28 protein-coding genes are annotated in these 26,389 nt (G+C 69.9%); 14 read left to right on the plus strand and 14 right to left on the minus strand.

Annotation, left to right across the window (positions count from 1 at the left end; genetic code table 11):
- Nucleotides 1–129 precede the first annotated feature (129 nt).
- Nucleotides 130–789, plus strand: coding sequence for a hypothetical protein (locus ACQCSX_RS09615; protein ID WP_427018758.1), 660 nt, complete (start codon nt 130–132; stop codon nt 787–789).
- A 100-nt stretch (nt 790–889) separates the two neighbouring features.
- On the opposite strand, the gene ACQCSX_RS09620 is transcribed toward ACQCSX_RS09615, so the two are convergent.
- Nucleotides 890–1,303 carry a LexA family protein gene (locus ACQCSX_RS09620; RefSeq protein ID WP_427018759.1) on the minus strand — a complete coding sequence of 138 codons (414 nt, stop codon included), beginning with the start codon at nt 1,301–1,303 and terminating at the stop codon, nt 890–892.
- Nucleotides 1,304–1,414: 111 nt separating this feature from the next.
- On the opposite strand from ACQCSX_RS09620, the gene ACQCSX_RS09625 reads away from it, so the two are divergent.
- On the plus strand, nt 1,415–1,939 hold the full coding sequence (locus tag ACQCSX_RS09625; protein WP_427018760.1) for an AAA family ATPase: 525 nt from the start codon (nt 1,415–1,417) through the stop codon (nt 1,937–1,939).
- Nucleotides 1,940–1,981: 42 nt separating this feature from the next.
- Here the strand turns inward: ACQCSX_RS09625 and ACQCSX_RS09630 are convergent, their stop codons facing one another.
- On the minus strand, nt 1,982–2,407 hold the full coding sequence (locus ACQCSX_RS09630) for an Lrp/AsnC family transcriptional regulator (protein ID WP_427018761.1): 426 nt from the start codon (nt 2,405–2,407) through the stop codon (nt 1,982–1,984).
- Nucleotides 2,408–2,476: 69 nt separating this feature from the next.
- Between ACQCSX_RS09630 and ACQCSX_RS09635 the strand changes: the two genes are divergently transcribed.
- Nucleotides 2,477–3,100 (plus strand): LysE family transporter, encoded by a 624-nt coding sequence (locus ACQCSX_RS09635; RefSeq protein WP_427018762.1) that lies wholly within the window; start codon nt 2,477–2,479, stop codon nt 3,098–3,100.
- Between the two features lie 42 nt (nt 3,101–3,142).
- Here ACQCSX_RS09635 and ACQCSX_RS09640 read toward each other — a convergent pair whose 3' ends face one another.
- Nucleotides 3,143–3,841: a ferritin-like fold-containing protein gene (locus ACQCSX_RS09640; protein WP_427018763.1), complete on the minus strand. Its 699-nt coding sequence runs from the start codon at nt 3,839–3,841 to the stop codon at nt 3,143–3,145.
- A gap of 52 nt (nt 3,842–3,893) precedes the next feature.
- Here ACQCSX_RS09640 and ACQCSX_RS09645 point away from each other — a divergent pair, with 52 nt between their 5' ends.
- The 3 genes from ACQCSX_RS09645 to ACQCSX_RS09655 all read left to right on the plus strand — a co-directional run bounded on the left by ACQCSX_RS09645 (nt 3,894) and on the right by ACQCSX_RS09655 (nt 8,560).
- The gene (locus ACQCSX_RS09645; RefSeq protein ID WP_427018764.1) at nt 3,894–5,462 is read left to right on the plus strand and encodes an RNB domain-containing ribonuclease; all 1,569 of its coding nucleotides are present in this window, start codon (nt 3,894–3,896) and stop codon (nt 5,460–5,462) included.
- A gap of 303 nt (nt 5,463–5,765) precedes the next feature.
- Nucleotides 5,766–7,592: a DEAD/DEAH box helicase gene (locus tag ACQCSX_RS09650; protein ID WP_427018765.1), complete on the plus strand. Its 1,827-nt coding sequence runs from the start codon at nt 5,766–5,768 to the stop codon at nt 7,590–7,592.
- Between the two features lie 20 nt (nt 7,593–7,612).
- Nucleotides 7,613–8,560 (plus strand): DNA-methyltransferase, encoded by a 948-nt coding sequence (locus tag ACQCSX_RS09655; protein ID WP_427018766.1) that lies wholly within the window; start codon nt 7,613–7,615, stop codon nt 8,558–8,560.
- A 203-nt stretch (nt 8,561–8,763) separates the two neighbouring features.
- Here ACQCSX_RS09655 and ACQCSX_RS09660 read toward each other — a convergent pair whose 3' ends face one another.
- Together ACQCSX_RS09660 and ACQCSX_RS09665 are read right to left on the minus strand one after the other, a co-directional pair.
- Nucleotides 8,764–9,609, minus strand: coding sequence for a PHP domain-containing protein (locus ACQCSX_RS09660; RefSeq protein WP_427018767.1), 846 nt, complete (start codon nt 9,607–9,609; stop codon nt 8,764–8,766).
- Between the two features lie 66 nt (nt 9,610–9,675).
- Entirely contained in the window at nt 9,676–10,794 is a 1,119-nt protein-coding gene (locus ACQCSX_RS09665; RefSeq protein ID WP_427018768.1) for an NAD(P)/FAD-dependent oxidoreductase, read from the minus strand.
- 148 nt (nt 10,795–10,942) lie between these two features.
- Here ACQCSX_RS09665 and ACQCSX_RS09670 point away from each other — a divergent pair, with 148 nt between their 5' ends.
- Both ACQCSX_RS09670 and ACQCSX_RS09675 read left to right on the plus strand, forming a co-directional pair.
- Nucleotides 10,943–11,392, plus strand: coding sequence for a MarR family winged helix-turn-helix transcriptional regulator (locus tag ACQCSX_RS09670; RefSeq protein WP_427018769.1), 450 nt, complete (start codon nt 10,943–10,945; stop codon nt 11,390–11,392).
- A complete protein-coding gene (locus ACQCSX_RS09675) occupies nt 11,334–13,007 on the plus strand; it encodes an aminopeptidase P family protein (protein ID WP_427018770.1) in 1,674 nt (557 codons plus the stop codon). The genes ACQCSX_RS09670 and ACQCSX_RS09675 overlap by 59 nt, the downstream gene beginning before the upstream one ends.
- A gap of 165 nt (nt 13,008–13,172) precedes the next feature.
- Here the strand turns inward: ACQCSX_RS09675 and ACQCSX_RS09680 are convergent, their stop codons facing one another.
- Nucleotides 13,173–13,970: a general stress protein gene (locus ACQCSX_RS09680; protein ID WP_427018771.1), complete on the minus strand. Its 798-nt coding sequence runs from the start codon at nt 13,968–13,970 to the stop codon at nt 13,173–13,175.
- A gap of 166 nt (nt 13,971–14,136) precedes the next feature.
- Between ACQCSX_RS09680 and ACQCSX_RS09685 the strand changes: the two genes are divergently transcribed.
- From ACQCSX_RS09685 to ACQCSX_RS09695, 3 genes are read left to right on the plus strand one after another with little or no spacing between them, the layout of a single operon-like run.
- A complete protein-coding gene (locus ACQCSX_RS09685) occupies nt 14,137–15,417 on the plus strand; it encodes a magnesium transporter MgtE N-terminal domain-containing protein (RefSeq protein WP_427018772.1) in 1,281 nt (426 codons plus the stop codon).
- A complete protein-coding gene (locus ACQCSX_RS09690) occupies nt 15,410–16,093 on the plus strand; it encodes a DUF1003 domain-containing protein (RefSeq protein WP_427018773.1) in 684 nt (227 codons plus the stop codon). Before ACQCSX_RS09685 ends, ACQCSX_RS09690 begins: the two co-directional genes overlap by 8 nt.
- 9 nt (nt 16,094–16,102) lie before the next feature.
- A complete protein-coding gene (locus ACQCSX_RS09695; RefSeq protein ID WP_427018774.1) occupies nt 16,103–17,230 on the plus strand; it encodes an Mrp/NBP35 family ATP-binding protein in 1,128 nt (375 codons plus the stop codon).
- A 60-nt stretch (nt 17,231–17,290) separates the two neighbouring features.
- Here ACQCSX_RS09695 and ACQCSX_RS09700 read toward each other — a convergent pair whose 3' ends face one another.
- From ACQCSX_RS09700 to sigE, 3 genes are all read right to left on the minus strand, one after another.
- On the minus strand, nt 17,291–17,707 hold the full coding sequence (locus ACQCSX_RS09700) for a twin-arginine translocase TatA/TatE family subunit (protein WP_427018775.1): 417 nt from the start codon (nt 17,705–17,707) through the stop codon (nt 17,291–17,293).
- Between the two features lie 141 nt (nt 17,708–17,848).
- A complete protein-coding gene (locus tag ACQCSX_RS09705; protein ID WP_427018776.1) occupies nt 17,849–18,694 on the minus strand; it encodes a hypothetical protein in 846 nt (281 codons plus the stop codon).
- 8 nt (nt 18,695–18,702) lie between these two features.
- The gene (gene sigE, locus ACQCSX_RS09710; protein WP_427018777.1) at nt 18,703–19,371 is read right to left on the minus strand and encodes an RNA polymerase sigma factor SigE; all 669 of its coding nucleotides are present in this window, start codon (nt 19,369–19,371) and stop codon (nt 18,703–18,705) included.
- A 176-nt stretch (nt 19,372–19,547) separates the two neighbouring features.
- Between sigE and ACQCSX_RS09715 the strand changes: the two genes are divergently transcribed.
- Together ACQCSX_RS09715 and ACQCSX_RS09720 are read left to right on the plus strand one after the other, a co-directional pair.
- The gene (locus tag ACQCSX_RS09715; RefSeq protein ID WP_427018778.1) at nt 19,548–20,180 is read left to right on the plus strand and encodes an O-methyltransferase; all 633 of its coding nucleotides are present in this window, start codon (nt 19,548–19,550) and stop codon (nt 20,178–20,180) included.
- Between the two features lie 65 nt (nt 20,181–20,245).
- Nucleotides 20,246–21,934 carry a S53 family peptidase gene (locus ACQCSX_RS09720; protein WP_427018779.1) on the plus strand — a complete coding sequence of 563 codons (1,689 nt, stop codon included), beginning with the start codon at nt 20,246–20,248 and terminating at the stop codon, nt 21,932–21,934.
- Between the two features lie 80 nt (nt 21,935–22,014).
- Here ACQCSX_RS09720 and ACQCSX_RS09725 read toward each other — a convergent pair whose 3' ends face one another.
- The 5 genes from ACQCSX_RS09725 to ACQCSX_RS09745 form a co-directional block, all read right to left on the minus strand.
- Complete coding sequence (locus ACQCSX_RS09725) at nt 22,015–22,182, minus strand: DUF3117 domain-containing protein (protein ID WP_427018780.1); 168 nt, start codon at nt 22,180–22,182, stop codon at nt 22,015–22,017.
- Nucleotides 22,183–22,404: 222 nt separating this feature from the next.
- The gene (locus tag ACQCSX_RS09730; protein ID WP_427018781.1) at nt 22,405–23,667 is read right to left on the minus strand and encodes a hypothetical protein; all 1,263 of its coding nucleotides are present in this window, start codon (nt 23,665–23,667) and stop codon (nt 22,405–22,407) included.
- Nucleotides 23,660–24,256, minus strand: coding sequence for a DNA-3-methyladenine glycosylase I (locus tag ACQCSX_RS09735; RefSeq protein ID WP_427018782.1), 597 nt, complete (start codon nt 24,254–24,256; stop codon nt 23,660–23,662). The genes ACQCSX_RS09730 and ACQCSX_RS09735 overlap by 8 nt, the downstream gene beginning before the upstream one ends.
- Complete coding sequence (locus tag ACQCSX_RS09740; protein WP_427018783.1) at nt 24,253–24,600, minus strand: DivIVA domain-containing protein; 348 nt, start codon at nt 24,598–24,600, stop codon at nt 24,253–24,255. Before ACQCSX_RS09740 ends, ACQCSX_RS09735 begins: the two co-directional genes overlap by 4 nt.
- Before the next feature lie 78 nt (nt 24,601–24,678).
- A complete protein-coding gene (locus tag ACQCSX_RS09745) occupies nt 24,679–25,434 on the minus strand; it encodes a TIGR00730 family Rossman fold protein (protein WP_427018784.1) in 756 nt (251 codons plus the stop codon).
- Between the two features lie 185 nt (nt 25,435–25,619).
- On the opposite strand from ACQCSX_RS09745, the gene ACQCSX_RS09750 reads away from it, so the two are divergent.
- A complete protein-coding gene (locus ACQCSX_RS09750) occupies nt 25,620–26,375 on the plus strand; it encodes an amino acid ABC transporter ATP-binding protein (RefSeq protein ID WP_427018785.1) in 756 nt (251 codons plus the stop codon).
- Nucleotides 26,376–26,389 lie beyond the last annotated feature (14 nt).

The raw sequence follows: 26,389 nt of genomic DNA on the forward strand, positions 1-26,389 counted from the left end.
CCCGCAGTCGGTGACCGCGAAGTTTGGAACGTCCCTGCCCCGCCGGGCGGCTGGGGGACGCCGTGGCCGCAGTGCGTCGAGTTGGCACGGGCACTCCCCTCCACCCAGTGGACACTAGTCGGCGGCCTCATGGCCCAGCTCCATGCCGCAGCCGCCGGCCTGGCCGTCTCCCGGCCGACAGCCGACGTCGACATCGTTCTCCACATCGAAACAGGCGCGACGTCGACGTCGTCGGTGGTGGCTGTCCTGACCGAACTGGGCTACACGCTCCGGAAGTCCATTGAGGATGACACCCCAGTCCACCGGTTCATCCGCGGGGAGCAGCAGATCGACGTAATGATCGCCGACCACCTGGCCCCGGCCAAGGTCCCCCGCATCGGCGGACGTAAGCCGTTCCAGGTCGCTGGAGGCACCCAGGCCCTACAGCGCACCGTCAACTGCCCGATGACCGCCGATGACGACGGACCCGTGCTCATCAGTATTCCCAACTCCCTTGGCGCGCTGGTTCTCAAAGGCGCCGCTTACCGGGCGGACTCCCGCGACAAGGACCGGCACCTCGACGACACCGTGGTCCTGTGTACGACCATCCGGAACCCGTTGGTGACCGCCGCGCTGATGAAGGGCAGCGACAAGTCCCGCGTCCTGAGTCTGTACAAGGCGCTCTCCGACGCCGGCCACCGGTCCTGGCTGCTGTTGGAACCGGCCGACCGGACCATAGCGGCGGACGCTCTCCGGATCCTGGCCACAAACCACAGCCTCCCGCCGGTGAACAGGCTCAAGAAGGGCTAGACGGCCGCCACGGCAGCGGTGATCACGACTTCGGGCACGACAGCCCGACTGTCGCACCGGGACGGTGGCGCATTGGGAGCGCAATTCCCGATTCCGCGCACTACACGTGGTGCAAACACCGGGTCACGACGCCCCAGATGGTGAGCCCCTCCACCGCCGCAGCCAGCACTTCGGCCCGGGCTCCGCCGTCGGGGCTTTCGGCTTCCAGCGACGCCCCTCCCTGGGCCAGGCGCAGCCGGCGGACCACCAGCTCGCCGTCCAGCACGGCCACCACCACCGAGCGGTCCTTCGGCACCAGGGACCGGTCCACGATGATCTCGTCGCCGTCGCTGATCCCCGCCGCGTCCATGGAGTTCCCCGCGACCCGCATGATGAAGGTGCAGGTCCGGTCCCTGATCAGGTGCCGGTTGAGGTCGATTCCGCCGTCGAAGTAGTCCCGGGCCGGGGAGGCGAAGCCCGTCGGTTCCAGGTCCGGCGCCGGCGCCTGGCCGGCCATCGGCTGGGCAAGGTCCATGCCAAACACCGCAACCACCGCCTAGAACAAAGTTTCGAATGACTCATGGTAGCACCGGGCATTTGTCCTCGGCGGGCCGACGGCCGCCGCACACCGTGCTTTGATGAAGGCGTGGCCGCATTGATTGTCCTGCGCGGAAATTCGGGCTCGGGGAAGAGCACCGTCGCCACCATCCTGCGCCCGTTGGTGGACGGAGCCTGGATCGAGCAGGACCACTTCCGCCGGGTGATCCTCGGCGAGGCCGGTGCCTATTCCCCGCTCAGCGTCGACCTGATCGAGCAGGCTGCCGCAGTCTGTCTGGCCGGCGGCCGCACCGTGATCCTGGATGGCATCTTCAACGCCGCCAAGTACTCCGCCTCGTTGGGAAGGCTGCGCGACGGCCATCCGGGCCCGAGCCTGTTCTACGCGTTCGACCTCAGTTTCGAGGAAACCCTGCGCCGGCACGGACAGCGCCCGGGCAAGTCCTCCGATTTTGGCGAGGAGGAGATGCGCGGGTGGTTCAACGGCTGGGATCCGTTGGAGGGTATCTTGGAGCAGCGCATCACCGCGGCGGAGTCGGCGGAGGGCATTGCGCAGCGGATCCTGGCCGATCTGCGGGGAGGGCCGGACCACCAAGGCAACGACGACGACGGCTGAGCGCCGCCGCGGGCCCAGCCACCATTCCGTCCGGGCACCGGGCTAGCCGTGCCGCAGCGCGATCCGGGTCTGCGTCTGCGCCGCGCCGCCGTCGTGCTTGAGTCGGCGCAGGAAGCCGTCCAGCTCCAGCGGATTGCGCACCTGCACGTGCAGCAGATAGTCGTACGGGCCAGTCAGATGCACGGCGTCGCGGACCTGGGGCAGCGGACGCAGGAACGCCAGAAACGCCTCCCCGTCCGTGGACTCGCGCAGCCGCACGTCGATGAACACCTCCAGGCCGTCGGCCGCGCCAGGGGCATCGACGGCCAGCCGGACGGTGTAACCCAGAATGGTCCCCGCCGCCTCCAACCGCCGGACACGGGCCGCGGCGGCGTTGCTGCTCAGCCCCACCCGGGCTCCCAGCGCACTGAAGGAAATCCTGCCGTCGTGGCCAAGAATCTGCAGGATTTCGCTGTCAGTTGTGTCCATACAGACATACTATCCGTGGAGCAGAGAATCCCGCAGCGGTCCTCCGGTGTGGAATGTACCCTCGATGCCATGACGATCTTTCCCGCGCTGTTGGCGGGCCTGGCGGCTGGGCTCGGCGTCGCCCTGCCCCTGGGCGCCGTGGGGATCCTGATCATCCAGCAGGGCATCTCCGCCGGTTTCCGGTCCGGATCGGCGGCCGCGGCCGGTGTCGCTCTGGTGGACCTCGCCTACTGCGCGGCGGCACTGGCCTTTGGTGCGGCCGTCGCTCCGCTGGTGGCCTCGGCCGGACGGTGGCCGGCCGCCGTCGCCGGTCTGGTGCTCATGGACCTGGGCGCGAACGGGCTGCGCAAAGTGCACACCACCGCCGGTCCGCCGCTCCCGGCCGTGTCCGGCGGCCCGGGAAAGGTGCTTGCGGCCTTCACCTGGCTGACGGCTCTGAACCCCGCCACCGTGCTGTACTTTCTCGCGCTGGCCACCGCCCTGGGGCGCGGCGGCTGGCCCTGGGAAACCGCCGCGGCCTTTACCGCTGGCGTGGGCGTGGCCTCGCTCGGCTGGCAGCTGGTGCTCGCCGCCATCGGCTCGGTGGCGGGGCGGCGCATCACGCCCCGCGGGCGCCGGCTGCTCAGTGCAGGCGGCCATTCCGTGGTGATGGTTTTGGGTGTGGTGGCTCTGGGTGCTGCGCTGCTCTCCTGAAGCTCCGTGCGGCAGCGGGATCGGCCTGCTCCCGGCCGAAACCTAGGCGGTCAGGCCGAGCTGGCTCATCCGCCGGGAATGGTTGCGGGTCAGCGACGCCAGCAGCGAGGAGACCTCGGCGGCGGGCATCTGCTCCGGCGGCAGCAGGCCCATCAGGAAGCTGTGGTCCTTGCCCACGCGCTGCGCCTGGGTCAGGGCCTCCCCCACCAGGCGCCGGCCCCACAGGGCCAGCCGGGAGGAGAGCCGCGGATCCTCGGCCAGCACCGTCTTGAGCCGTGACTGCAGCAGCTGGGACGACTCTTCGGAGGTGCGCACCGCGGCGATGACGGCGCTGGTTTCCGGGTCCAGGAACGCACTGATGGAGTGGTAGAAATCATCGGAGATGGCGTCCACCACGTATGCCTTCATCAGCGACTCGTACCAGTCCGCGGGGCGGGTGCGGTCGTGGAAGGCCTCGATGGAGGTTTGGAACGGGCGCATGGCCAGCTCCACGTCCAGCCCCATGGCGGACAGCCTCGCACTGACCGTTTCGAAGTGCTCGAATTCGCGCACGGCCATCCGGGCCAGCGTGGCCCGGTCGTGCAGCGTGGGCGAGTAGCGGGCATCCGAGGAGAGCCGTTCAAAGGCGGACAGTTCCCCATAGGCCATGACGCCCAGCAGGTCCACCACAAATTTGTCATAACGGGCCGTGAACTCGCCCGGTGACAGGGCGGGCGCGGGGTCGCCCTGCGGAATACTCATGCTCCTAGGTTAGCCCGGGCTCCCCCGCAAAACCGCGCCCATCATCTACGCTATGAGCGTGCCCTACACACACATTGACGTGCATGACAGCGCCGCGCAGCAGCAGCTCTCGCAGGCGCTCGAGGCGTTGAAGACGGAGTTCAAGCTGCCCGGCGAGTTCAGCCCGGAGGTGCTGGCCGAGGTGGCGCAGACCATCGCGGACCACCAGCTGCCGGCAGAGGACCTGACTGACCTGCCGTTTTTGACCATCGATCCCCCGGCCTCCATGGACCTGGACCAGGCGATGTACCTGGAAAAGACGGCCACGGGATATCTGGTGCACTACGCCATTGCCGACGTCCCCTCGTTCGTCCCGGCCGGCGGGGCGCTCGACGCCGAGACCCGGCTGCGCGGGCAGACCTACTACACCCCGGACGGGCGCGTTCCGCTGCACCCGGCCGCCATGAGCGAGGATGCGGCCAGCCTGTTCGCGGGCGAGGACCGGGCGGCCTTTGTCTGGGAGATCGCCCTGGACGGCGACGGCGTCGAGGTTTCCACCATGGTGCGCCGGGCCCGGATCCGCAGCATTGCCAAGCTCGGCTATGAGCAGGCCCAACAGCTGCTCGACGCCGGCGCCACCGAGGCGGCGGACGGCGCCGGTGTGCCGTCCGCCGCGCCGACGCAGCCCGAAGAGCCCGCCACGCGCCTCACCCACCCCGCCGGCGTCGTGCTGGACTCGGTGCTGGCCACGCTCGCACTGCTGAAGGAGATCGGCCTTAAACGGATAGAGCTCGAGCGCGCCCGCGGCGGGGCCAGCCTGAACGTGCCGCAGCAGGAGGTGGAGTTCATTGACGGCAGGTACCGGCTGGCGTTCCGGCCGGCCCTGCCCATCGAGGACTGGAACGCACAGATCTCGCTGCTGACCGGAATGGCCGCCGCCGCCCTGATGCTCAAGGGCAAGGTGGGCATCCTGCGCACCATGCCCGAGCCCGACCAGGGATCGATAACGCATTTCCGGCGGCAGTCCGTGGCACTGGGCAAGCCGTGGCCGGCCGACATGCCGTACGGCGAGTACCTGCGCGCACTGGACACCTCGGACCCCAAGCAGCTGGCCCTGATGCACGCTGCCCGCTCGCTCTTCCGCGGCGCGGGCTACACCCCCTTTGACGGCAAGGTCCCGGGGAAAACCATCCAGGCCGCCGTCGCCCACGAATACGCGCACACCACCGCACCGCTGCGCCGGCTGGTGGACCGCTTTGTCCTGGTCATCTGCGCCGCGCTCTGCGCCGGCGATGAGGTGCCCCAATGGGCGCGCGACGCCCTCCCGGCGCTGCCGGGCATCATGGTGGCCTCGGACCAGCTGGCCAACAAGGTGGACCGTGCCGCCGTGGACACCGTGGAGGCCGCGGTGCTCAGCAGCTACGTCGGCCAGGAGTTCGACGCCGTCGTGCTCTCCGGCCAGAAGACCAATGGCAACGGGAACGGCCACAGGGGGGCAAACGGCCCCATCAGCAGCATCCAGATCCAGGAGCCGGCCGTCGACGCCGATTGCGAGGGCGATCTGGAGCCGGGCGCCACGCTGCGGGTGCGGCTGCTGCGGGCCGACATCGCCACGCGGACGGTGCTGTTTACTGCCGTCTAACCACGGGGAATTGGCCCCACGCGGTAGACTTGGGCATGTAGACATGGATGCCCGGTCGTTGATTGTTCCTTTTCCCATTCAACAAGCCCGCCCATACGCGCTTTTTATGTGCCTGTCTGCGCAGTCGGGCTGCAACTTCACAACGGTTGCCGGCACCGCGGCGCAGGGGCATGCATGTGTTAACCCGCGATCGGCTTCCGTTAGGACGTGCCGCCTTGGCTGGCTCCGTCACCGCCTGTGAAAGGCAGGTGGCGTAGAGCCCAAAGGTGCGGCACCTGTATAGACGAATTGAACGGTATCCAATTGAACACTGAGCACGAATCACACCTGCACGCGGACAACAGCGACGAGGAACTCACGGTTGAGGCCACGCTGACCACCACCGAAGAGCCGCACCACGAGGTGGCAGCCACGTTTGCGGACTTCAACGTCCGGGCCGACATTGTCCAGTCCCTGGCCGAAGCCGGCATCACGCACCCCTTCCCGATCCAGGCCATGACCCTGCCGATCGCCCTCGCCGGCCACGACATCATCGGCCAGGCCAAGACCGGAACGGGCAAGACCCTTGGTTTCGGCATCCCCGCGCTGCAGCGCGTGGTGGGCCCGAAGGATCCCGGGTATGACAAGCTGACGGTCCCCGGCGCCCCGCAGGCCATGGTCATCGTTCCCACCCGCGAGCTCGCCGTCCAGGTCGCCAGCGACCTCGAGGTGGCCTCCCGCCACCGCGGCGCCCGCATCGCCACCATCTACGGAGGCCGTGCCTACGAGCCCCAGATCGAGGCCCTGCAGCGCGGCGTTGAGGTCATCGTCGGCACCCCCGGCCGCCTGATCGACCTCTACAAGCAGAAGCACCTGAACCTGGCGAACGTCCGCATCGTGATCCTCGACGAGGCCGACGAGATGCTGGACCTGGGCTTCCTGCCCGACGTCGAGACCCTGATTGCCGGCACCCCCGCCGTGCGCCAGACCCTGCTGTTCTCCGCCACGATGCCCGGCCCGGTTGTCGCCATGGCCCGCCGCTACATGACGCAGCCGACCCACATCCGCGCCGCCGATCCGGACGACGAGGGCCTGACCAAGCGCGACATCCGCCAGCTGATCTACCGCGCCCACAACCTGGACAAGATCGAGGTGGTGGCCCGCATCCTGCAGGCCCGCGGCCGCGGCCGCACCATCATCTTCACCAAGACCAAGCGCACCGCCGCCAAGGTGGCCGAGGAGCTGGTGGACCGCGGGTTCGCCGCCGCGGCCATCCACGGCGACCTGGGCCAGGGCGCCCGCGAGCAGGCCCTGCGCGCCTTCCGCAACAACAAGGTTGACGTGCTGGTCGCCACCGACGTGGCCGCCCGCGGCATCGACGTCGACGACGTTACGCACGTGATCAACTACCAGTGCGTCGAGGACGAGAAGATCTACCTGCACCGCGTGGGCCGCACCGGCCGCGCCGGCAACAAGGGCACCGCCGTGACCTTCGTTGACTGGGACGACATGCCGCGCTGGTCGCTGGTGAACAAGGCCCTGGGCCTGAGCGTTCCCGAGCCCATCGAGACCTACTCCTCCTCCGCGCACCTGTACGAGGACCTGGACATCCCCGAGGGCACCAAGGGCCGCCTGCCGCGCAACAAGCGCACGCACGCCGGCATCGACGCCGAGGTCCTGGAGGACCTGGGCGAGACCGGCAAGCGCAACGCCCCCACCGGTGGCCGTGATGGCGGTCGTGGCGGGCGCGACGGCGGGCGGGACAGTGGCCGCGAAAGCGGTCGTGGCGGGCGCGATGGTGGCCGTGGCGTACGCAGCAGCGGCGACCGCGGGGGTCGCGGCGCCGGCAGCACCAGCACCAGCACCAGCACCAGCACCAGCACCGACGACGGTGGCAGCAGCACCGAGCGTGACGGCCGCTTTACGCAGCGCACCTCGGAGCGCACCGCCGAGCGCAGCGACGGTGGCAGCCGCCGTCGTACGTCTTCTGCCTCGGCCGAGCACAGCTCCACCGGCCCGGCCGACGCTTCGGCAGCCGACGGCGCCGCGGCCGGCACCGATGGCGCCGCTCGTTCGCGCCGCAACCGCAGCCGCACCCGCCGCCGCAACGGCGAGGTAGTGGCGACGTCGGACGCCCCGGCCGCCGAGTAGAACCGGCTGCCGATCCTTTCATGACGAAAACCCCGTGGCATCCGGAGAGCGCGGGCCCAAATCTGGTGGTCCAAGCGGACAACGCCAAGTTTTTGCCCACGCTCCCGGATGGCGCGTTCACGCTCATCTATGTGGACCCGCCCTTCAACACCGGACGCGCCCAGAAACGCCGGGCCACCACCATGGTCCGCAGCGCCTCGGGCGAGGGCGACCGGGTGGGCTTTGGCGGGCGCAGCTACGAGACCATCAAGGGCGCGCTGCACAGCTACGACGATGCCTTCACCGACTACTGGTCCTTCCTGGAGCCCCGGCTGCTGGAGGCCTGGCGGCTGCTGGCCGACGACGGCACCCTGTACCTGCACCTTGACTACCGCGAGGTGCACTACGCCAAGGTGATGCTCGATGCCATCTTTGGCCGCGAGTGCTTCCTGAACGAGATCATCTGGGCCTACGACTATGGTGCACGCGCCAAGAACCGCTGGCCCACCAAGCACGACAACATTCTGGTGTACGTGAAGAATCCGGCCGCGTACCACTTCGACAACGCCGAGGTGGACCGCGAGCCGTACATGGCCCCGGGGCTGGTGACGCCGGAAAAGCGCGAGCTCGGCAAGCTGCCCACCGATGTCTGGTGGCACACCATCGTCTCGCCCACGGGCAAGGAAAAGACCGGCTACCCGACGCAAAAGCCGGAGGGGCTGCTGCGCCGTGCCGTGGCCGCGTCGTCCCGGCCCGGCGATTGGTGCCTGGACTTCTTCGCCGGCTCGGGCACCCTGGGTGCCGTGGCCGCGGGGCTGGGCCGGAAGTTCATCTGCGTCGACGCCAACCCGCAGGCCATCGAGGTCATGGCGGCGCGTCTTGGCCATCTTGCCGAGATCGTCCCCGAAAAGCCCAAGCGCAAGTCCCGGGCCAAGGTGGCAGCGGACCCCGAGGCTCCCCCGAAGCCCAAGGCAAAACCCGCCGGCTAAGCGGAGGCCCACTGCCGCGAGGGGCCCGCAGCGAGCTTGCGAGCTGTGGGCGCGGCTGGGGACCGAGACCTCCCGAGTCCGACGGCGGCCCCGGTGGTCGAGCGAAGCCGAGACCTCCCGCACCCGGCGGCGGGACTCGGGGACACGCCCGTCGCGCCGGGTTTCGGCTCCGCAGGCTCCGCTCAACCGCCGGGGCCGCGTTCCTAGCGGACGACGGCGGTGCCGGTGCCCAGCGCTTCGATCCTCGCCAGCACCTCCGGCGACGTCAGGTTCTCGCCCAGCACGTTGGACTTTCCCGCCCCGTGGTAGTCCGAGGACCCGGTGACCAGCAGATCGTTCTCGGCGGCCAGCTTGCGCAGGAAGGCCCGGCCCTCCTCCGGGTTGTCCCGGTGGTCGATCTCCAGGCCCAGCAGGCCGGCGTCGATCATGTCATGGAAGGTCTGATCGGCCACCACGCGCCCGCGGGCGGAGGCCACCGGGTGGGCAAAAACCGGCACTCCCCCGGCGGCGCGGACCAGCTGGACCGCCAGCACCGGGTCCGGGGCGTAGTGGCTGACAAAGTAGCGCGAATGCGAGGTGAGGATGTTGGCGAAGGCCTCGCTGCGGTCCTCCACCACACCTGCCGCCACCAGGGCGTCGGCAATGTGCGGCCGGCCCACCGTGGCCCCCGGCGCCACATGCTGGGTGACGTCGTCCCAGTTCAGCGGGTAGTCCTCCGCCAGCCGCTCCACCATGCGTTCGGCGCGGGTCAGCCGCGCGTCCTTGGACTTGGTGATTTCCTCCAGCAGTCCGGCGTCGTGCGGATTGTGCAGATAGGACAGCAGGTGGACGCTGATCCCCTCGCGGGTCTTGCAGGAAATCTCCATCCCCGGCACCAGCGCGACGCCGTGCCGCAGCGCGGCTGCGGTGGCCTCCGCCCAGCCGGCGGTGGAATCGTGGTCCGTCAGGGCAAGCACATCCACCCCCGCGGCCTTGGCCGCGGCCAGCAGCTCCGACGGGGTCTGGGTGCCGTCGGAAATGTTCGAATGCGCATGCAGATCTATCCTCACCCCTCAAGCCTACGTCCGCGCGCCCGCAATGGCTCGGCCCCGGCTGTAGGCCGGGTGCGGGCCGGCTCAGGGCACGCTGGGGTGCAGACTGCCCGGGAGGTTCAGGATCTCGGCGTAGCGGGAAACCATCATGTCCTGGCCCTTGATCCGGGAGATCATCTCCGCACTGGCGATCTCGCCGTTGGGCAATTGCCCCGATCCGCCCGTGGGCCCGAGCGGGAGGATGATGACGGGCGGGGATGGGGTGTACCGGGCCGGCTCTCCGTCGCCGGCGAGCTGGACCAGAATGTTGCCGGCCGCGATGGCCGCCTGCCGGCCGGCGATGCCGGCCTTGTTCGCATCGATGGCCGCAATGTCGCCCAGGGCATAGACGTTCTCGAACCCAACCACCCGGAGCTCGGGGGTGACCTCCAGGTAGCCCTCGGCCGTCCGGGCGGCCAGCAGGTCCCCGGCCACGTAGCCGGTCTGCGGCGCCATCCCGTAGCAGCGGAACCAGATGTCGGCCTCAAGGGTGGTGCCCGCGGCGGTGGAGACGGAAAACGCCGACAGCTCGCCCGCTGCCGGTCCGGGCAGCGCGGTGAGCGGGCTGCCCAGCAGCTGGCCGATCCCCAGCTCCTGCAGCTGCCGGTTGATCTCATCGCGCAGCCGCTGGTCGTAGGGTCCGGGCAGGATCTGCTCCGCCTGGTCCACCAGGACAATCTCCTTCCCCGGCCAGGCCGCGGCGATCTCGCCGGCGAATTCGAGCCCCACGGCGCCGGCGCCGAGCAGCATCACCCGCCCGGCCCGTTCCAGGTTGCGGTGCGCGGCACTGTAGCGCCCGATCGCGGCCGCGGTGTCGACGTCGTCGCTCTTGGCGGGAAACGGGTAGCTGGACCCGGTGGCCAGCACGGTGATGTCCGGCACCAGCCGCCGGCCGGAGGCCAGTTCCACCGTGCGGCCGTCCACCCTCACGGCGCGGTCGCGCACGACGGCGCCGCGGCCAAGCAGGTGGCCGTAGGGAAGGAACATGCGGGGCAGGAAGTCCGGCTGGACCACAGAGCGCAGGGCGGCAATGTTGTGGACGAATGCGTCCTTGGGCTCAACCAGCGTCACGTCGGCATGCCCGTCCAGCGCCTTCGCCAGATTGATGCCGGCATACCCGCCACCGATGACCACAACCGAGGGCTGCAACGCTGAACCGTTCATGGCGTTCCCTTTCCTGGGCGGTGCAGTGGCCCGGGCTGGCTGCCTGCGGGCCATCAACAGGGCCGGAGACCATTCATGCTAGCAGTTCATTGGCAAAGAACAATGATTTTAGAATGCGCATTGTTGGCACACTGGTAGAATTTGCCTGATGAACCCCGCACCAGCACCGGACCAGCTCGGATTCCTCCTGGCGCGCCACGGGCGGACGATGAACGCCGCGCTCCGGCAGGCCCTTGGAGCCGCCGGCCTCAACCCGCGCCACGCCTCCACGCTGGTCCGGCTGCACCATGCCGGGGCCACCAGCCAGCAGGATCTGCTGGACATCCTCTCGATCGATGCCAGCGCCCTGGTGGCGATCCTGAACGATCTGGAACGGGACGGGCTGGCCGAGCGGCGCCGCGACCCCGCCGACCGCCGCCGCCACATCGTGGAGATCACCACGGCCGGCCGGACGGCCGTTGAGGCTGTGGAAGGCTCCATCGCCGCCGTCGAACGCGAGGCCTTTGCCGGATTCTCCCCCGACGAACTCGGCGCGCTGCATGCGCTGCTGTCCAGGATCCACACCGGCCCGCAGGATCTGGACTGCGCCACGGACTGAGCGGTCCCCCGCGAGCCGCCGTTGGCCCCGGCCCCGGTGCAGGTGCGAGACTGGGAGGGTGAATCAGACACAGCCTGCCTCCAATGACCAGCCGATCGAGGACCGCGTGAACAACCGTTCGCAGCGTCCCACCTCGGATGCCTTCAAGACGTTCATGGCCAGCAGCTGGGCACCTTCCAGCACGGAACTGCCCGGCCGCCACGCCGTGGCGGACCACGCCGCACAGCGCCGTCGTGCCATTTCCGCGAAGTTCGCCGGCGAGCGCCTCGTGATCCCGGCCGGCCCGCTGAAGGTGCGCTCCAACGACACCGACTACCGCTTCCGTCCGCATTCGGGCTTTGCGCACCTGACCGGGCTGGGCCTGGACCACGAGCCCGACGCCGCGCTCGTGCTCGAGCCCACCGAGGAGGGGGCCGGCGACGACGGCGGCAACCACCACGCCACGCTGTACTTCCGCCCGCTGGCCGGCCGGGACACCGAGCAGTTCTACGCCGATGCCCGTTCCGGCGAGTTCTGGATCGGCGCCCGCCCCACGCTGGCCGAGTTCAAGGCCCTGCTGGGCCTGGACACCGCCGACATCGCCGAGCTGGAAATCGCCATCACCAAGGACATCGGCGATCCCAAGATCGGCGGCATGTCCGTGCGCCTGGTCCGCAAGGTGGACGAGAACGTGGACGCCCTGGTGGACACCGCCCGCTACAACACGGCGCAGAACCCGGAGGAGCTGGACCTCTCGGAGCTGGACGCGCTGGACGACAAGCTCGCCGAGGCGCTCTCGGAGCTCCGCCTCATCAAGGACGCCTGGGAGATCGAGCAGATGAAGGTGGCCATCGCCGCCACGGCTGCCGGCTTCGAGGAGATCATCAAGGCCCTGCCGCGCGCCGTCGGGCACCGCCGCGGCGAGCGCGTGGTGGAGGGTGCGTTCTTTGCCCGCGCCCGCGAGGAAGGCAACGAGCTCGGCTACGACACCATTGCGGCGGCCGGCAACAACGCCACCATCCTGCACTGGACCCGCAACAACGGCACCGTGGCCGCGGGCGAGCTGATCCTGGTGGACGCCGGGGTGGAGGCGGATTCGCTCTACACCGCCGACATCACCCGCACCCTGCCCATTAACGGCACCTACTCCGAGGTCCAGCGCAAGGTCTACCAGGCCGTGCTGGACGCCGCCGACGCCGCCTTCGCCGTGGCCGTGCCGGGCCGGAAGTTCCGCGACGTCCACACCGCCGCCATGGAGGTGCTGGCCGCCCGCCTTGAGGAGTGGGGCCTGCTGCCCGTCGCCGCCGAGGTGGCACTCTCTGCGGAGGGCCAGCAGCACCGCCGCTGGATGCCGCACGGCACCAGCCACCACCTGGGCCTGGACGTGCACGATTGTGCCCAGGCGCGGCGCGAGCTCTACCTGGACGGTGTCATCACCGAGGGCATGGTCTTCACCATCGAGCCGGGCCTGTACTTCAAGAACGAGGACCTGGCCATCACCGAGGAGTACCGCGGCATCGGCGTGCGGATCGAGGATGACATCCTGATCACCGCCGACGGCCCCGTGAACCTCTCCGCCGGCCTCCCGCGCACGCCCGACGCCGTCGAAGCCTGGATAGCGTCGCTGGCTGGCTAGCCTCCCCGGCGGGAAGCGCTGCCGGCTCGGTCCTGCGCCACTGTTGCACCCGTGGCGCATGACCGGAACGGCGGCGCTTGACCGGTTTGACCGGAACCAAGGCATAAAGAAGAACGACGGCGGAACTGGTGCTCCGCCGTCGTTCTTGCGTTTGGCGCCTGGCTGCTACGGGTTGGCCGGCTCGTCCGGCTTGGCCTCCGGTGCGGACGGTGCGGCGGGTGTGGCCGCTTCGCCGGGCTCCACCCGGATGCCGTACTGCGGGCGCCCGTCCGGCAGGTCGTGGTAGTTGCCGCGCCTGGGCTCGGCCGCGGGCTCGGCTGCCGGGGCTCCGGCAGCGTCAGGGGTGCCGGGTGCGGCGGGGTAGGGATCGTGCCAGCCCTCGGGCCGGGCGGGCGGCTGCTGCGGGGAGGCCGGCGGCTGGTACATCTGGCCCTGGTAGCTGGCCGGGCGGGCGGCCTGCGGGCTCATGGGCAGCTGGGCCAGCATCCGGCGCGCCTCGGAGGCCATCTCCGGGGCCACGATGACATCGTAGCTGGAGGCCAGCACCTGGCTGGTGGAGGTGAAATCGCGCTTTCCGCGCTGGGCGGCGTAGCCCACAATGGCGAACAGCAGCCAGAAGGCGGCACCCATCAGCATGGAGGTGCCCACCGAGAGGTACGGCACGGCACCCGGGGCGCTGGAGCCGAAGAAGGACAGCAGCACGCCGATGAACAGGCCAAACCAGGCACCCGTCAGGGCCCCGGAGAGGGCGACGCGCGGGTAGCTGAGCTTGCCCGTGACGCGCTCCACCATCTTCAGGTCGTTGCCCACGATGGAGACGAACTGGACGGCGAACTTCTGGTCGGCCAGATAGTCCACCGCCTTCTGCGCATCCAGATAGGAGGTGTAAGAACCGATCGTCTCACCGGTGGGAACGGCGCGGGCCTCGTCGAGGGGGCGGGTCCGTCCAAAAAGGTTTGCCATACCCCCATTCTTGCCCATGTTGGTGGGTGCGGGCAGGGTTATCGCTGGCAGTGAACTGGGGGCCGGCCGGCAGGCCCCCAAAGGCCGCGGACACCGCCTTCGATCATCGCCCCGAATACCGCCGGACGGTTACTTGAAACACGCGCGGTGCAAGTAGCCTGTATACGTGAGCACTAATCCCTCACGCGTCTTTGTTGCGCGACTCCTGGGCCTGGACGTTTTCGACCCGCTGGGCGACCGGTTGGGCCGATTGCGTGATGTTGTTGTGCTCGCCCGCGGACTGCGCGCGCCGCACGCCGTGGGCATCGTGGTGGAAGTCCCGGGCAAGAAACGCGTCTTTGTGCCCATGACCCGGCTGACCTCCATGGACCAGAGCCAGATCATCTGCACCGGTCTGGTGAACCTGCGCCGCTTTGAACGCCGCGGCGCCGAGCAGCTGGTGGTGGGCGGGCTCTTTGACCGCAAAGTCACCCTGGCGGACGGCAGCGGCGAGGCCGTCATCGAGGACCTCGCCATGGACCAGCAGCGCAATGGCGACTGGCTGGTCACCAAACTCTTTGTCCGGATGGGCTCCTCCACGTCCCGGCTGCGGGGGCTGCGCCGCGGCCACACCATGCTGGTGGACTGGGCGGATGCGCATCCCAGCTCCGTGGCGGACCCGCAGGGCGCCAGCCACTTTGTGGCCACCCATGAGGACCTCAAGCCCGCCGACTTTGCCGACGCACTGCAGGAAATGTCGGACAAGCGCCGCATCGAGGTGGCCAGCGAGCTCCAGGACGAGCGGCTGGCCGACGTCCTCCAGGAACTTCCCGAGGAGGACCAGGTCAGCCTGCTCTCCGCCCTGGACAACGAGCGCGCCGCCGATGTCCTGGAGGAGATGGACCCGGACGACGCCGCCGACCTGCTGGCGGACCTCCCCACCGCCAAGGCCGAGCAGCTGCTGCAGCTGATGGAGCCGGACGAGGCCGACGACGTCCGCCGCCTCCTGCAGTACGACGAGGACACCGCGGGTGGTCTGATGACGCCCGTGCCCGTGATCCTGCCCCCGGAGGCCACGGTGGCCGAGGCGCTGGCCCATGTGCGCAGCGAGGACCTCTCCCCCGCGCTGGCCTCGGCCATCTTCATCTGCCGCCCGCCGTTGGAGACGCCCACCGGGCGGTTCCTCGGTGTGGTGCACATCCAGCAATTGCTGCGCAGCGCCCCGCCGGAACAGCTGGGCACCATCGTGGACAAGAACCTCGAACCGGTCTCGGACCATGCCAGCGTCAGCGAGGTCAGCCACATCATGGCCTCCTACAACCTCAATTCCCTGCCCGTCGTGAACAGCGACGGCCGTCTGGTGGGGGCGGTGACTGTTGACGACCTCCTGGACCATCTGCTCCCGGACGACTGGCGAACCCACGAAGACGGAGCCCCGATCAGAAAACTAGGAGGCCGCATTGGCTGAAAGGCAGCCCAGCAAGGGCGGCGGCCTGGACACACCCCTGGAGCTGCGGTCGCGCCTGTTCCCGAACTTTGCCGCGGACCCCGACACCTTCGGCCGCTTTGCCGAGCGCTTTGCCCGCTACATGGGCACCGCCAACTTCCTGTTCTACATGACCATCTTTGTCATCGTCTGGGTGGCATTGAATGTCATTGGCCTGTGGGGCCTGAAGTGGGATCCGTACCCGTTCATCCTGCTCAACCTCTTCTTCTCCACCCAGGCCTCCTATGCCGCCCCGCTGATCCTGCTCGCGCAGAACCGCCAGGACGACCGCGACCGCGTCCAGATCGAGCAGGACCGCTCCCGCAACGAGCGCAACCTGGCGGACACCGAGTACCTCACCCGCGAGGTCGCCGCGCTGCGCATTTCGCTGCGCGAGGTGGCTACCCGCGACTTTGTCCGCTCGGAGCTGCGCACGCTGCTGGAGGACCTGCTGGCCGCCAATGACGGCGACTCCGAGCCGGGCGAGCGCCGTGAACCCGGCGAACGCCGCGAGAAGAACAAGGACAAACGGCGCTCCCCGCGGACGCAGCAGATCCCCAGGGTCCGCGCCGGCGACACCGCGCCCGCCATCACCGCGCCCGCCATCACCCCGGCCGGCACCGCCGCCGCGGCCGCCGCCGCCCAGTCCGAAAGCTAGCCTGGACCCATGAGTGTTCCCTCCGCACAAGCCCTGGATGCTGCCCTGGGCACTGTCATCGACCCCGAGCTCCGCCGCCCCGTCACCGAGCTGGGCATGGTGGAATCGGTGGCGTCCGACGGCGCCGGCCGGGTCCGCGCCGTCGTGCTCCTGACCATCGCCGGCTGCCCGCTGCGCGAAACCATCACGGCCGATGCCACCGCGGCGCTGTCCGCCGTCGAGGGCGTCACGGGCGTGGACGTGGAGCTGAAGGTGATGAGCACCGAACAGCGCACCGCGCTGAAGGAACAGCTCAAGGGTGCCGGCGCCGCACGCGGCATCCCGTTCAACGAGCCCGGCTCGCTGACCCGCGTCTACGCCGTCGCCAGCGGCAAGGGCGGCGTCGGGAAGTCCTCCGTCACCGTCAACCTGGCCTGTGCCATGGCGGCCAAGGGGCTGCGCGTGGGCATCGTGGACGCGGACATCTACGGCTTCTCCGTGCCGGCGCTGATGGGCATCACGCAGAGCCCCACCCGGGTGGACGAGATGATCCTGCCCCCGGTGGCCTACGGCGTGAAGGTCATCTCGATCGGCATGTTCGTCACGGGCAACCAGCCGGTGGCCTGGCGCGGGCCCATGCTGCACCGCGCCCTGGAGCAGTTCCTCACGGACGTGTACTTTGGCGACCTGGACGCGCTCTTCCTGGACCTGCCCCCTGGCACGGGCGACGTGGCGATTTCCGTGGCCCAGCTGCTGCCCAAGGCGGAGATCCTGGTGGTCACCACCCCGCAGCCCGCGGCGGCGGACGTGGCCGAACGGGCCGGCGCCATCGCGCTGCAGACGGGTCAGAAGGTGGCGGGGGTGGTGGAGAACATGTCATTCCTGACCCTGCCGGACGGCAGCACCATGGAGCTCTTCGGCTCCGGCGGCGGGGCGATCCTCGCCGGCCGGCTGAGCCAGACCGTGAACGCGCCGGTGGAGCTGCTGGGCCGGATTCCGCTGGATGTGGCCCTGCGCGAGGGCGGCGACACCGGGGCGCCCATCGTTCTTTCGACGCCGGAGTCCCCTGCGGCCCAGGCCCTGATCGGCATTGCCGACAAGCTGGCGGCCCGTCCCCGTGGCCTCGCCGGCCTCAAGCTGGGAATGTCACCGAAATAGCTGGGCCCACGGCCGCGAGGGCCCCATTGCGAGCTTGCGAGCAAAGGGAGCGGCTGGGGATTAGGTGGCCTCAGCGTCGAACGGGGCGGCCTGGCCGGCGGCGAGGCGTTCGATGGTCTTTCCGGGGGCGGCTGGCACCTCGGCGGCGGCGGCGTCCTTGCCGAGCATGGACGCCATGGCTGCGGCCGGTGCGGCCTTGACCGCGGCCAGGGTGGCGACGTCGTCGTCGTCCAGCAATGCCTCGCGGATGATGCGGCGGGGATCGTACTGGCGCGGATCCAGCTTCTTCCAGTCGATCTCGTCGATGTCTACGCCGGCCTCATCCTTGATGGTTTCGCGCGCGCCGGAAGCCATCCTGCGCACTTCGCGGATGAGGTTCTTCAGCTTCTCCACATACTCGGGCAGACGCTGGGGACCGATCACCAGGACCGCCACGACGGCGACGATGATCAGCTCCGGGGTATTGATACCAAACACGTTAGGAAGATTACCCTCTCCGTACCCAAAGCAACGATTCCCCGCTGCCCTGCCTGCTATTTTGACTTATCCGCCCGGCACACCGGCCGCGCCGCCCCTGCGGGCGTGTGTCCGTGTGCGCGCACGGCGCATGCCGGGCCGCTAGCGCATCCCGGAGATCCGCAGGATCCCGCGCAGCACGCGGGCCATCACGGAATCGTCCGCGGCCCCCGGGGACGCCTGCGCACCGGCGTCCGCCGGTGCCTGCGCCGCCGCTTCGATGTCCGCCGCCAGCTGTGCCGTCATCGCCGGGCTGGCCGCGGCATCGCTGGCATCGGCGGCCAGCGAGAGGGTGTAGCTGGCGCCGTCGGCCAGGAAGGCCGCCTGCCAGGCCCCGCCCCGGTGGACCCACATCTGGTGGCCGGACACGTCCATGGGCTCGAACCCGTCGGCGTCGGCACGGTGCCCGGTGATCGCGTTCACCGGGACGGTGGCGGCCCCGGCGGCGGGATGCTGTTCAAAGAGGGTCAGGGTGGTTCCGCCGCGGGCCAGCGTGAGCCGGACCGTGGGCTGGCCGGCCACCATGATGCCGCCGGCGGAGCGCAGCGTGAAGCCCTCCTCGGGCAGCACCGGGCAGGCCCAACCGGCCAGCCGGAGCCGCTGGAGGTCGGGCCCGTCCAGCAGCGCGGTGCGGGTCAGGGCACCGCCGGAGTCCGCGGGCCAGGCCCGGGTCATGTCGGCGGCCGCCGGTTCCCCGCTCCCGCGTGCACCGGGTGCGGCGTGGCCGGGCTGCGGGCCGCCCACCACATATCCGCCGGCGCCCAGCACGACGGCGGCGGCCCCCACCGCGGCGACGGCGGCCAGGGCCATGCGGGCGGCACGGTGGCGCTTAAAGGGAAGGTCCAGTTCCTCGCGGCAGCTGGTCTGCAGCGATTCGGTCATCCGCAGGATCCGCGCGGTGAGCTCGGGCCCGGGAACCGGGTCCGGCTGGCGTCCGGGAACGTCCATGGCGGGCGTCAGCGGGCGCCCATGATGCGCGGGAGCGAGAGCCGCGGCTTCTTCGGGGGGGCCTCGCCCAGCGCGCCGCTGTGCCCCGGTGCCCGGTGCGCCAGCGATTCGCGCAGCATGGTCCGGCCCCGGTGGATCCGCGAACGGACAGTCCCCAGCTTCACGTCCAAGGCCTGGGCCACCTCGTCGTAGGAGAGCCCCTCGAGGTCGCACAGGACGACGGCGGCGCGGAAGTCCGGCGGCAGGGCGTCCAGGGCGGCCTGGACATCCAGGTCGAGGTTGTTGAATTCGAAGGTGCGCTCCGGGCCTGGTTCGTGCCCCGGGATGCGGGACTCGGCGTCCTCGGCCAGCGCGTCGAAGCGGATGCGGGTCTTGCGGCGGGCCTGGTCCAGGAAGAGGTTGGTGGTGATGCGGTGCAGCCAGCCATCCAGCGTACCGGGCTTGAAGTTCGCGAGCGAGCGGAACACCCGGACAAAGACCTCCTGGGTGAGGTCCTCGGCGTCGTACTTGTTGCCGGTCAGGCGGTAGGCCAGGCGGTAGACCTTGGCGGAGTGGTTCGCCACCACTTCCTCCCAGGACGGGGCCACCCACGGCTCGCCGGAATCCAGCAGCGGAACGGTGGCGGGCACGGTGGTCGTCACGGCGGCATGTGTTCGGGCCGGCAGCGTGGAATCCATGGCCGCACCTCTCTTCCGGGTGGTCTGTACGTACTCCATTCTCTCAACCAAAGCTGGGGTTTGGCTGTATGGTTCCCGGATTGGGCCGCCGCCTGGCATTTTCCGGCGTCGGAGGGTGGCTAGGCAGTAGGCTGGAAGCCAGTCCACGCGCCAGAAAGTCAGGAACACAAGAACCCATGAGTGCCGACAAGTCCACCAGCTGGTCCTACACCGAAGGCCTGCCCTCCGAGGACGAGGTGCTCATGCGCGCCCGCGAGCGTTCCCACGAGTTGGGGCTGTTCCCCGTGAGTCCCGGCGTGGGTGCCGCGCTGACCGTGCTGGCGGCCGCTTCCAAGGCCGCCACGGTCGTGGAGATCGGCACGGGCGCCGGCGTTTCGGGCGTCTGCCTGCTGCGCGGCCTGGGCCGGAACTCGGTGCTGACCACCATCGACCCCGACGTCGAACACCTCAAGGCCGCCCGCGAGGCCTTCCTGGAATCCGGCTCCCCCGCCAACCGGACCCGCACCATCTCCGGCCGCGCCCAGGATGTCCTGCCCCGCTTGACGGATGCCGCGTACGACCTGGTGTTCATCGACGCCGACAAGCCGTCCTTCCCCGACTATGTGGACCAGGCCATCCGGCTGCTCAAGCCCGGCGGCCTGCTGATCGTCAACGACGCCCTGGACAAGGACCGCGTCTCCGATCCCGCCATCCGCGAGGCCAGCACCGTGGTGCTGCGCCAGGTGGGGCGGACCGTCCGCGAGCACAACCAGCTCATGACGGCCATGCTGCCCACCGGCGACGGCCTGCTGCTGGCCGTCAAGCGCTAGGCCCTGTCCCGCGGGCGGGGCGGGGCGCTCTGGCCGGTGTCGGCGCGCGGTGGTAGAGATGGTGCATGGACACCAGCGCTTATTCACCTGATCCGGAGCTGCCCGACGTCGACCTGTGCCCGCTGCCCGGCAGCGAGCGTCCGCCGGCGGCGGAATTCGCCCCGGCCACCGCCCGTCCGCTCCATCCAATGGCACCCGTGGAGGCCACGCTGGTGCTGCGCCGCCGCGCCCAGCCCGGGCCCGCGGCGTTCGACGGCGTCCTGGCGCCGGCCGAGCTGGCCAAGCGCTACGGCGCCGCCCCGGCGGACCTGGCACTGGTGGAAGCAACCTTGTCCGCCCTGGGCGCCATAGTGGTGGAGGCCGACGCCGCCAGCCGGCGGGTGAAGGTGTCAGGTTCCGCGGCCCTGCTGGGGCGGATCTTCGGCACCGAGCTGCACGACCGCGGCCCCGGCGGCGCACCGGGCGGCGAGGCCGCCGGCGTGCCGGGGGGCGAGACCGGCGCACCGGGCGCCGACGCCGCTGGCACATCCCTTCCCGCCGCCCATGCCGCACCCGCCGGCACCGGGCGGCGGCACCGCACCGGCGGACTGAGCATCCCGGCCGTGCTGGACGGCGTCGTCACGGCCGTGCTGGGGCTGGACGACCGCCCGCAGTCCCGCGCCCTCTTCCGGATCGCCCCCGCCGCCCTGCGCAGTGCCTCGTACACTCCCGTCGAGCTGGGCGCCCTCTACAATTTCCCGGCGGGGCTGGACGGCAGCGGCACCACCATCGCCATCATCGAGCTCGGCGGCGGCTTCGATCAGGCCGAGCTGGACACCTACTTTGACGGGCTCGGCATCACGCGGGATCCCGTGGAGGCCGTGGGCGTCGACGGCGCGGCCAACGCACCGGAGGGCGATCCCGGCGGGGCCGACGGCGAGGTGCTCCTGGACATCGAGGTGGCCGGCGCACTGGCCCCGGGGGCCCGGATCGTGGTCTATTTTGCCCCCAACACCGATGCCGGCTTCCTCAACGCGCTCAGCACCGCGGCCCATGCCACGCCCACCCCGGCGGCCATCAGCATTTCCTGGGGCCAGAGCGAGGACGGCTGGACACCCCAGGCGCTGGCCGCCATGGACGAGGCGCTGGCGGACGCCGCACTGCTGGGCGTGAGCAGCTGCGCGGCGGCGGGCGACGACGGCAGCACGGACCGCGCCCCGGACGGACTGGTGCATGTGGACTTCCCGGCGTCGAGCCCGCATGCCCTGGCCTGCGGCGGCACCCGGCTGACGGTGCGCGGTGGCAAGGTGGCGGCCGAGACGGTGTGGAACAACGGCGCCGGGGCCGGGGCCACGGGCGGCGGGGTGAGCGGTGCGTTTGGCCTGCCGCCCTGGCAGGACGGCACCCGCGTGCCGCTGCTGCACGGTTCCCCCGGCCGTGGCGTGCCGGATGTCGCGGCCGTGGCCGATCCGCAGACCGGCTACCGGATCCGGGTGGACGGGACGGAGACGGTGCTGGGCGGCACCAGCGCCGTGTCCCCGCTCTGGGCGGCCCTGCTGGCCCGGCTGGCACAGGGCGCCGGGCGCTCGTTCGGGCTGGTCCAGCCCAGGCTCTACGCCACCCCCGGGGCGGGCGAGCCTTCGGGGTTCCGCGATGTGCTCACGGGCAACAACGGCGCCTATGCGGCGGGGCCGGGCTGGGATGCCTGCACGGGTCTCGGCGTCCCGGACGGGGCGGCGCTGCTGGAGATCCTGCGCCGGCGGCGGCAGCGCTAGCCGCGGCACAAAAAACCGGCGGCGCGGCCATAGCCGCCCCGCCGGGGAAAAGATGCTGCCGTGCGGATGCTCCGCGCGGACTATTCGGTGACGCCCACCAGGCATTCGCGCAGGTTGGAGGCCTCGGAGGCGTTCAGCTCAACCACCAGCCGCCCACCGCCCTCCAGAGGCACGCGCATGATCAGGCTGCGGCCCTCCTTGGTAACTTCCATAGGACCGTCACCGGTTCTAGGCTTCATGGCCGCCATAAGGAATCCCCTTTTCTTTGTGCGGACAGGTACCCGCCTGCAGCTTCCCCCAGGCCAGCCTTCCGCGAGTTGACGTCAGCCGCCTCCGGCCGGCCAAAATGCCCGGCTGAAAACGACTGGGACATTTTGTCTGTCCGTGTTCGTTCGCTCACACTATTATCCTGCAGATCCGGCCCAGTAGCGAATCGGGACGCGCCGCCCGCACATGGGGGCTGCGGCGGGCTATGGCGGATAGTCGCCGCCGCCGGGCAGCTGGGCCCAGGACCAGAGCCAGGTCACCCAGACAATCTGGAGCAGCACAAAAAGAACCACCACCGTGCCCCGGTAGGCCTTGGACCGGGAGAGGAACGCTGCCGCCAGGGCCAGCGGGAACAGCGGCAGCAGCATCCGGAAGGTGCTGGTCTGCGGGTGCAGCACGGCCAGCAGGTAGCCCAGATAGGCCGCGCACCACAGGCGCAGGTCGGTGCCGATCCGCCGCACCGCCTCCGAGTTCAGGTACAGCGCGGCCAGGGCCACCAGCAGCAGCGGCGCCAGCGGCCCGGCCACCGGACCCAGCAGGGAGACCCCGGCGTCGAACCAGGGCTTGAACAGCGTCAGGTCCGTGCCCCGCCAGGCCATCTCCGTGTCCGTGTAGGCCTTCATCTCCCCCGTCACGGCCCAGGCGATCAGCGGCCAGGCGAAGGCGGCCACGCCGCTGGCCAGCAGCAGCGCGCCGCTGGCGAGCATCTCGACGCGGGCAAAGCCGTCGCGGCGCCGGTGCCAGAGGCGCAGGCCGATGTGCGCCGCCACCAGCGCGGCAAACGGCACGCCGGCGGGGCGCGAGAGGCACATCAGCACCACCACCGGGATGGCCCAGAGGTAGCGCCGTCGCACCAGCTGGTACAGCGCGGCGGCAATGAGCGCCGTGTTCAGCGATTCCGCGTACGGCACCTGCAAGATGGGGGAAATGGGGAAGGTGGCAAAGAAGACCACGCCCCACAGCGCCGTCGTGCCGGCGGCAAAGTGCCGGAACAGTTTGTAGATGGCCAGCGTGGCGGCCAACCCGCAGAGCAGGGCGACGGTGGGGGCCAGCACCAGCCAGCCCAGTCCTGTCACCGCGCTCAGGCCCATGACCAGCAGCGGGAACAGCGGATAGAAGGCCCACTGGTTCTGCCCGGCCACACCAGCGGCGTCGCGCGGAATCTGCGCCGGATAGCCGTCGGCGAAGATCCGCTGGTACCACTCGCTGTCCCAGATCCCCACAAAGTGCAGGTAGTCCGGGCTCGCCGGCCCCCACGGGCTGGCACCCTGGTGCAGTGCCACCGAGACAAAGATCAGGTACGACACCAGCCGCGCGGCAAAATAGACCAGCGACACCTGCGCCCACCAGGGCAGCCGGCGCAGCGGGGCCAGCCCGCGGCCCAGCGCGGTGTAGAGCCGGTGGTTGATGGTGGCCGGGGCGGGCGTGGCGTCGGCATCCACCCGGGTGCCGAGGTCCTCAGTCATGGCCGGGCTCCGGTGCGGTTCCCGCGGCCCAGCAGCCGGGTGTGTGGTCGTTGACCAGGCCAATGGCCGCCATCATGGCGTAGGCGGTGGTCGGGCCCACGAAAGAGAACCCGCGCTTCTTGAGTTCCTTGGCCAATGCCGCGGATTCGGCCGTCGACGCCGGTGCCGGCTCGCCCGGATCCCGCGGCACGGCGGGGGCGTGGCGGCGAACCAGGCCCTCCAGGGTCTCGCCCGCCGGCAAAGCCAGCAGGGCGCGGGCGTTGGCGATGGTGGCGCGGATCTTGGCGCCGTTGCGCACAATGGCCGCGTCGGCCAGCAGCCGGGCCACGTCGTCGTCGCCGAAGTCCGCGACGGCGGCGGCGTCGAAGTTGGCGAAGGCCGCACGGAAGGCCTCGCGCTTGCGCAGGATGGTGATCCAGCTCAGCCCGGACTGGAAGGCTTCCAGGCTCAGCCGCTCAAAGAACTCGCGTTCACCGTGCGCCGGACGGCCCCACTCGTGGTCGTGGTAGTGCTCGTAGTCCGGGTTCGACTCCATGCCGGCCCAGGCGCAGCGCGCCCGGCCGTCCGCCCCGACAATCAGCTCGCTCATGCGTGCTCCCGCGCCGCGGTGGCATCCCCGGCGGCGGCATCGCCGGTGGCGGCCTCCAGCGCGGCGATCCGCTCATCCTTGGCGGCCAGTTGGTCGCGGAGCCGGTCCAGGACCTCGTCCACCTGGTCCATCCGGTAGCCGCGCAGCCCCAGCGAGAAGCGCAGCCGGTCAACGTCCCCGGGCGCCGGCTCCAGCGGGAGCAGCACCGGCGGCAGGTTGGCCACGGGCTCGGCCAACCCGTCCGGCACGTCCCCGGCATCGTCGGGCCGCTTCTTGAGCCCGGTGACGTACAGGGCCACGGCGCCGGCCAGGAGAACGGCCAGGAACACTAGGAAATAGCTCACCTGTCCATGGTGCCAGAAACCCGGGGGCAGCGGCGGAACCGCCAGGCCGGCCACGTCCGCCGGACCGGCCGGCGCCGGCTAGCGCCGCGGCACCTCGGCCAGCACCAGCTCCACGGCCTCCTCGGCCGTGTCCGCCACCTGGATGATGTCCAGGTCCTCCACGGAGACCAATCCTTCGGCCACCATCGTGGTGCGGATCCACTCCAGCAGCGGGCCCCAGAACTCGGCGCCGATCAGCACGATCGGGAAGGACGTCACCTTGCGGGTCTGCACCAGCACCATGGCCTCGAACAGTTCGTCCAGCGTGCCCAGGCCGCCCGGGAGCACGATGAACCCCTGGGCGTACTTGACGAACATTGTCTTGCGGGCGAAGAAGTAGCGGAAGTTGACGCCCAGGTCGACGTACTCGTTCATGCCCTGCTCGAACGGCAGCTCAATGCCCAGGCCGATGGACAGCCCGCCACCCTCGATGGCGCCGCGGTTGGCGGCCTCCATGGAGCCGGGGCCGCCGCCGGTGATGACAGCGAGCTTGGCCTCGGCCAGCCGCCGGCCCACTTCGACGCCCACCTGGTAGTGGTAGCTGCCGGGTTTGGTGCGGGCGGAGCCAAACACGCTCACGGCCGGACCCACGTTGGCCAGGGCGCCGAAGCCCTCCACGAACTCGCTCTGGATGCGCATCACGCGCCAGGGGTCGGTGTGGGTGAATTCTCCGTTGGCGCGCGTGTCCAGCAGGCGTTCGTCCGACGTCGAGCCCTTGGCAAGGCCCCGGCGCAGGACGATCGGTCCCTCGCGGCGGGACGGGATGGGGCTGGTTGATTCGGTTGGTGCACTCATCCGACAAGGGTATGCCACCGGCGGGGCCGCACTTTGCAAGGCACCGCACCGCCATCCGCTCCATCGTTTTCACAGGATTCCGGCAGCCACTCCCCAGCCGCGCCCAAGGTCTCGTTCGCATCACGATCGAAGATGATGCGCCCCATAGAGTTGATTGCTGCGGCGGTTTGGCTAGATTCGACTCCATGACTAGTCCCGCACAGACGCATGTCCTGGTGGACCTGCAAACGGTCAACAAGCACTACGGTGCGCTCCACGTGCTGCAGAACATCAACCTGCAGGTGAAAAAGGGCCAGGTGGTGGTGGTCATCGGCCCCTCCGGGTCCGGAAAATCCACGCTCTGCCGCGCCATCAACCGGCTGGAGACCATCGACGACGGCACCATCACCATCGATGGGAAGAAGATCCCCTCCGAGGGCAAGGAACTGGCCCGGCTCCGGGCGGATGTGGGCATGGTGTTCCAGTCCTTCAACCTCTTTGCCCACAAGACCATCCTGGAAAACGTCACCCTGGGACCCATCAAGGTCAAGGGCGTCCCCAAGGCGGAGGCCGAAAAGGATGCCATGGCCCTGCTGGAGCGCGTGGGCGTGGGGAAGCAGGCCGGCAAGCTGCCGGCACAGCTCTCCGGTGGCCAGCAGCAGCGCGTGGCCATCGCCCGGGCGTTGGCCATGAAGCCCAAGGTGATGCTCTTCGATGAGCCCACCTCCGCCCTGGACCCGGAAATGATCAACGAGGTCCTGGACGTCATGGTGGGCCTGGCGAAGGACGGCATGACGATGATCGTTGTCACCCACGAGATGGGCTTTGCCCGCAAGGCGGCGGACCGGGTGGTGTTCATGGCCGATGGCCAGATCGTCGAGGACGATACGCCCGACGAGTTCTTCAACCATCCCAAGACCGACCGTGCCAAGGACTTCCTCTCCAAAATCCTCACGCACTAGCCCGACGCCGGGGA

The organism is Pseudarthrobacter sp. P1 (assembly GCF_050156935.1).
GTDB lineage: Bacteria > Actinomycetota > Actinomycetes > Actinomycetales > Micrococcaceae > Specibacter.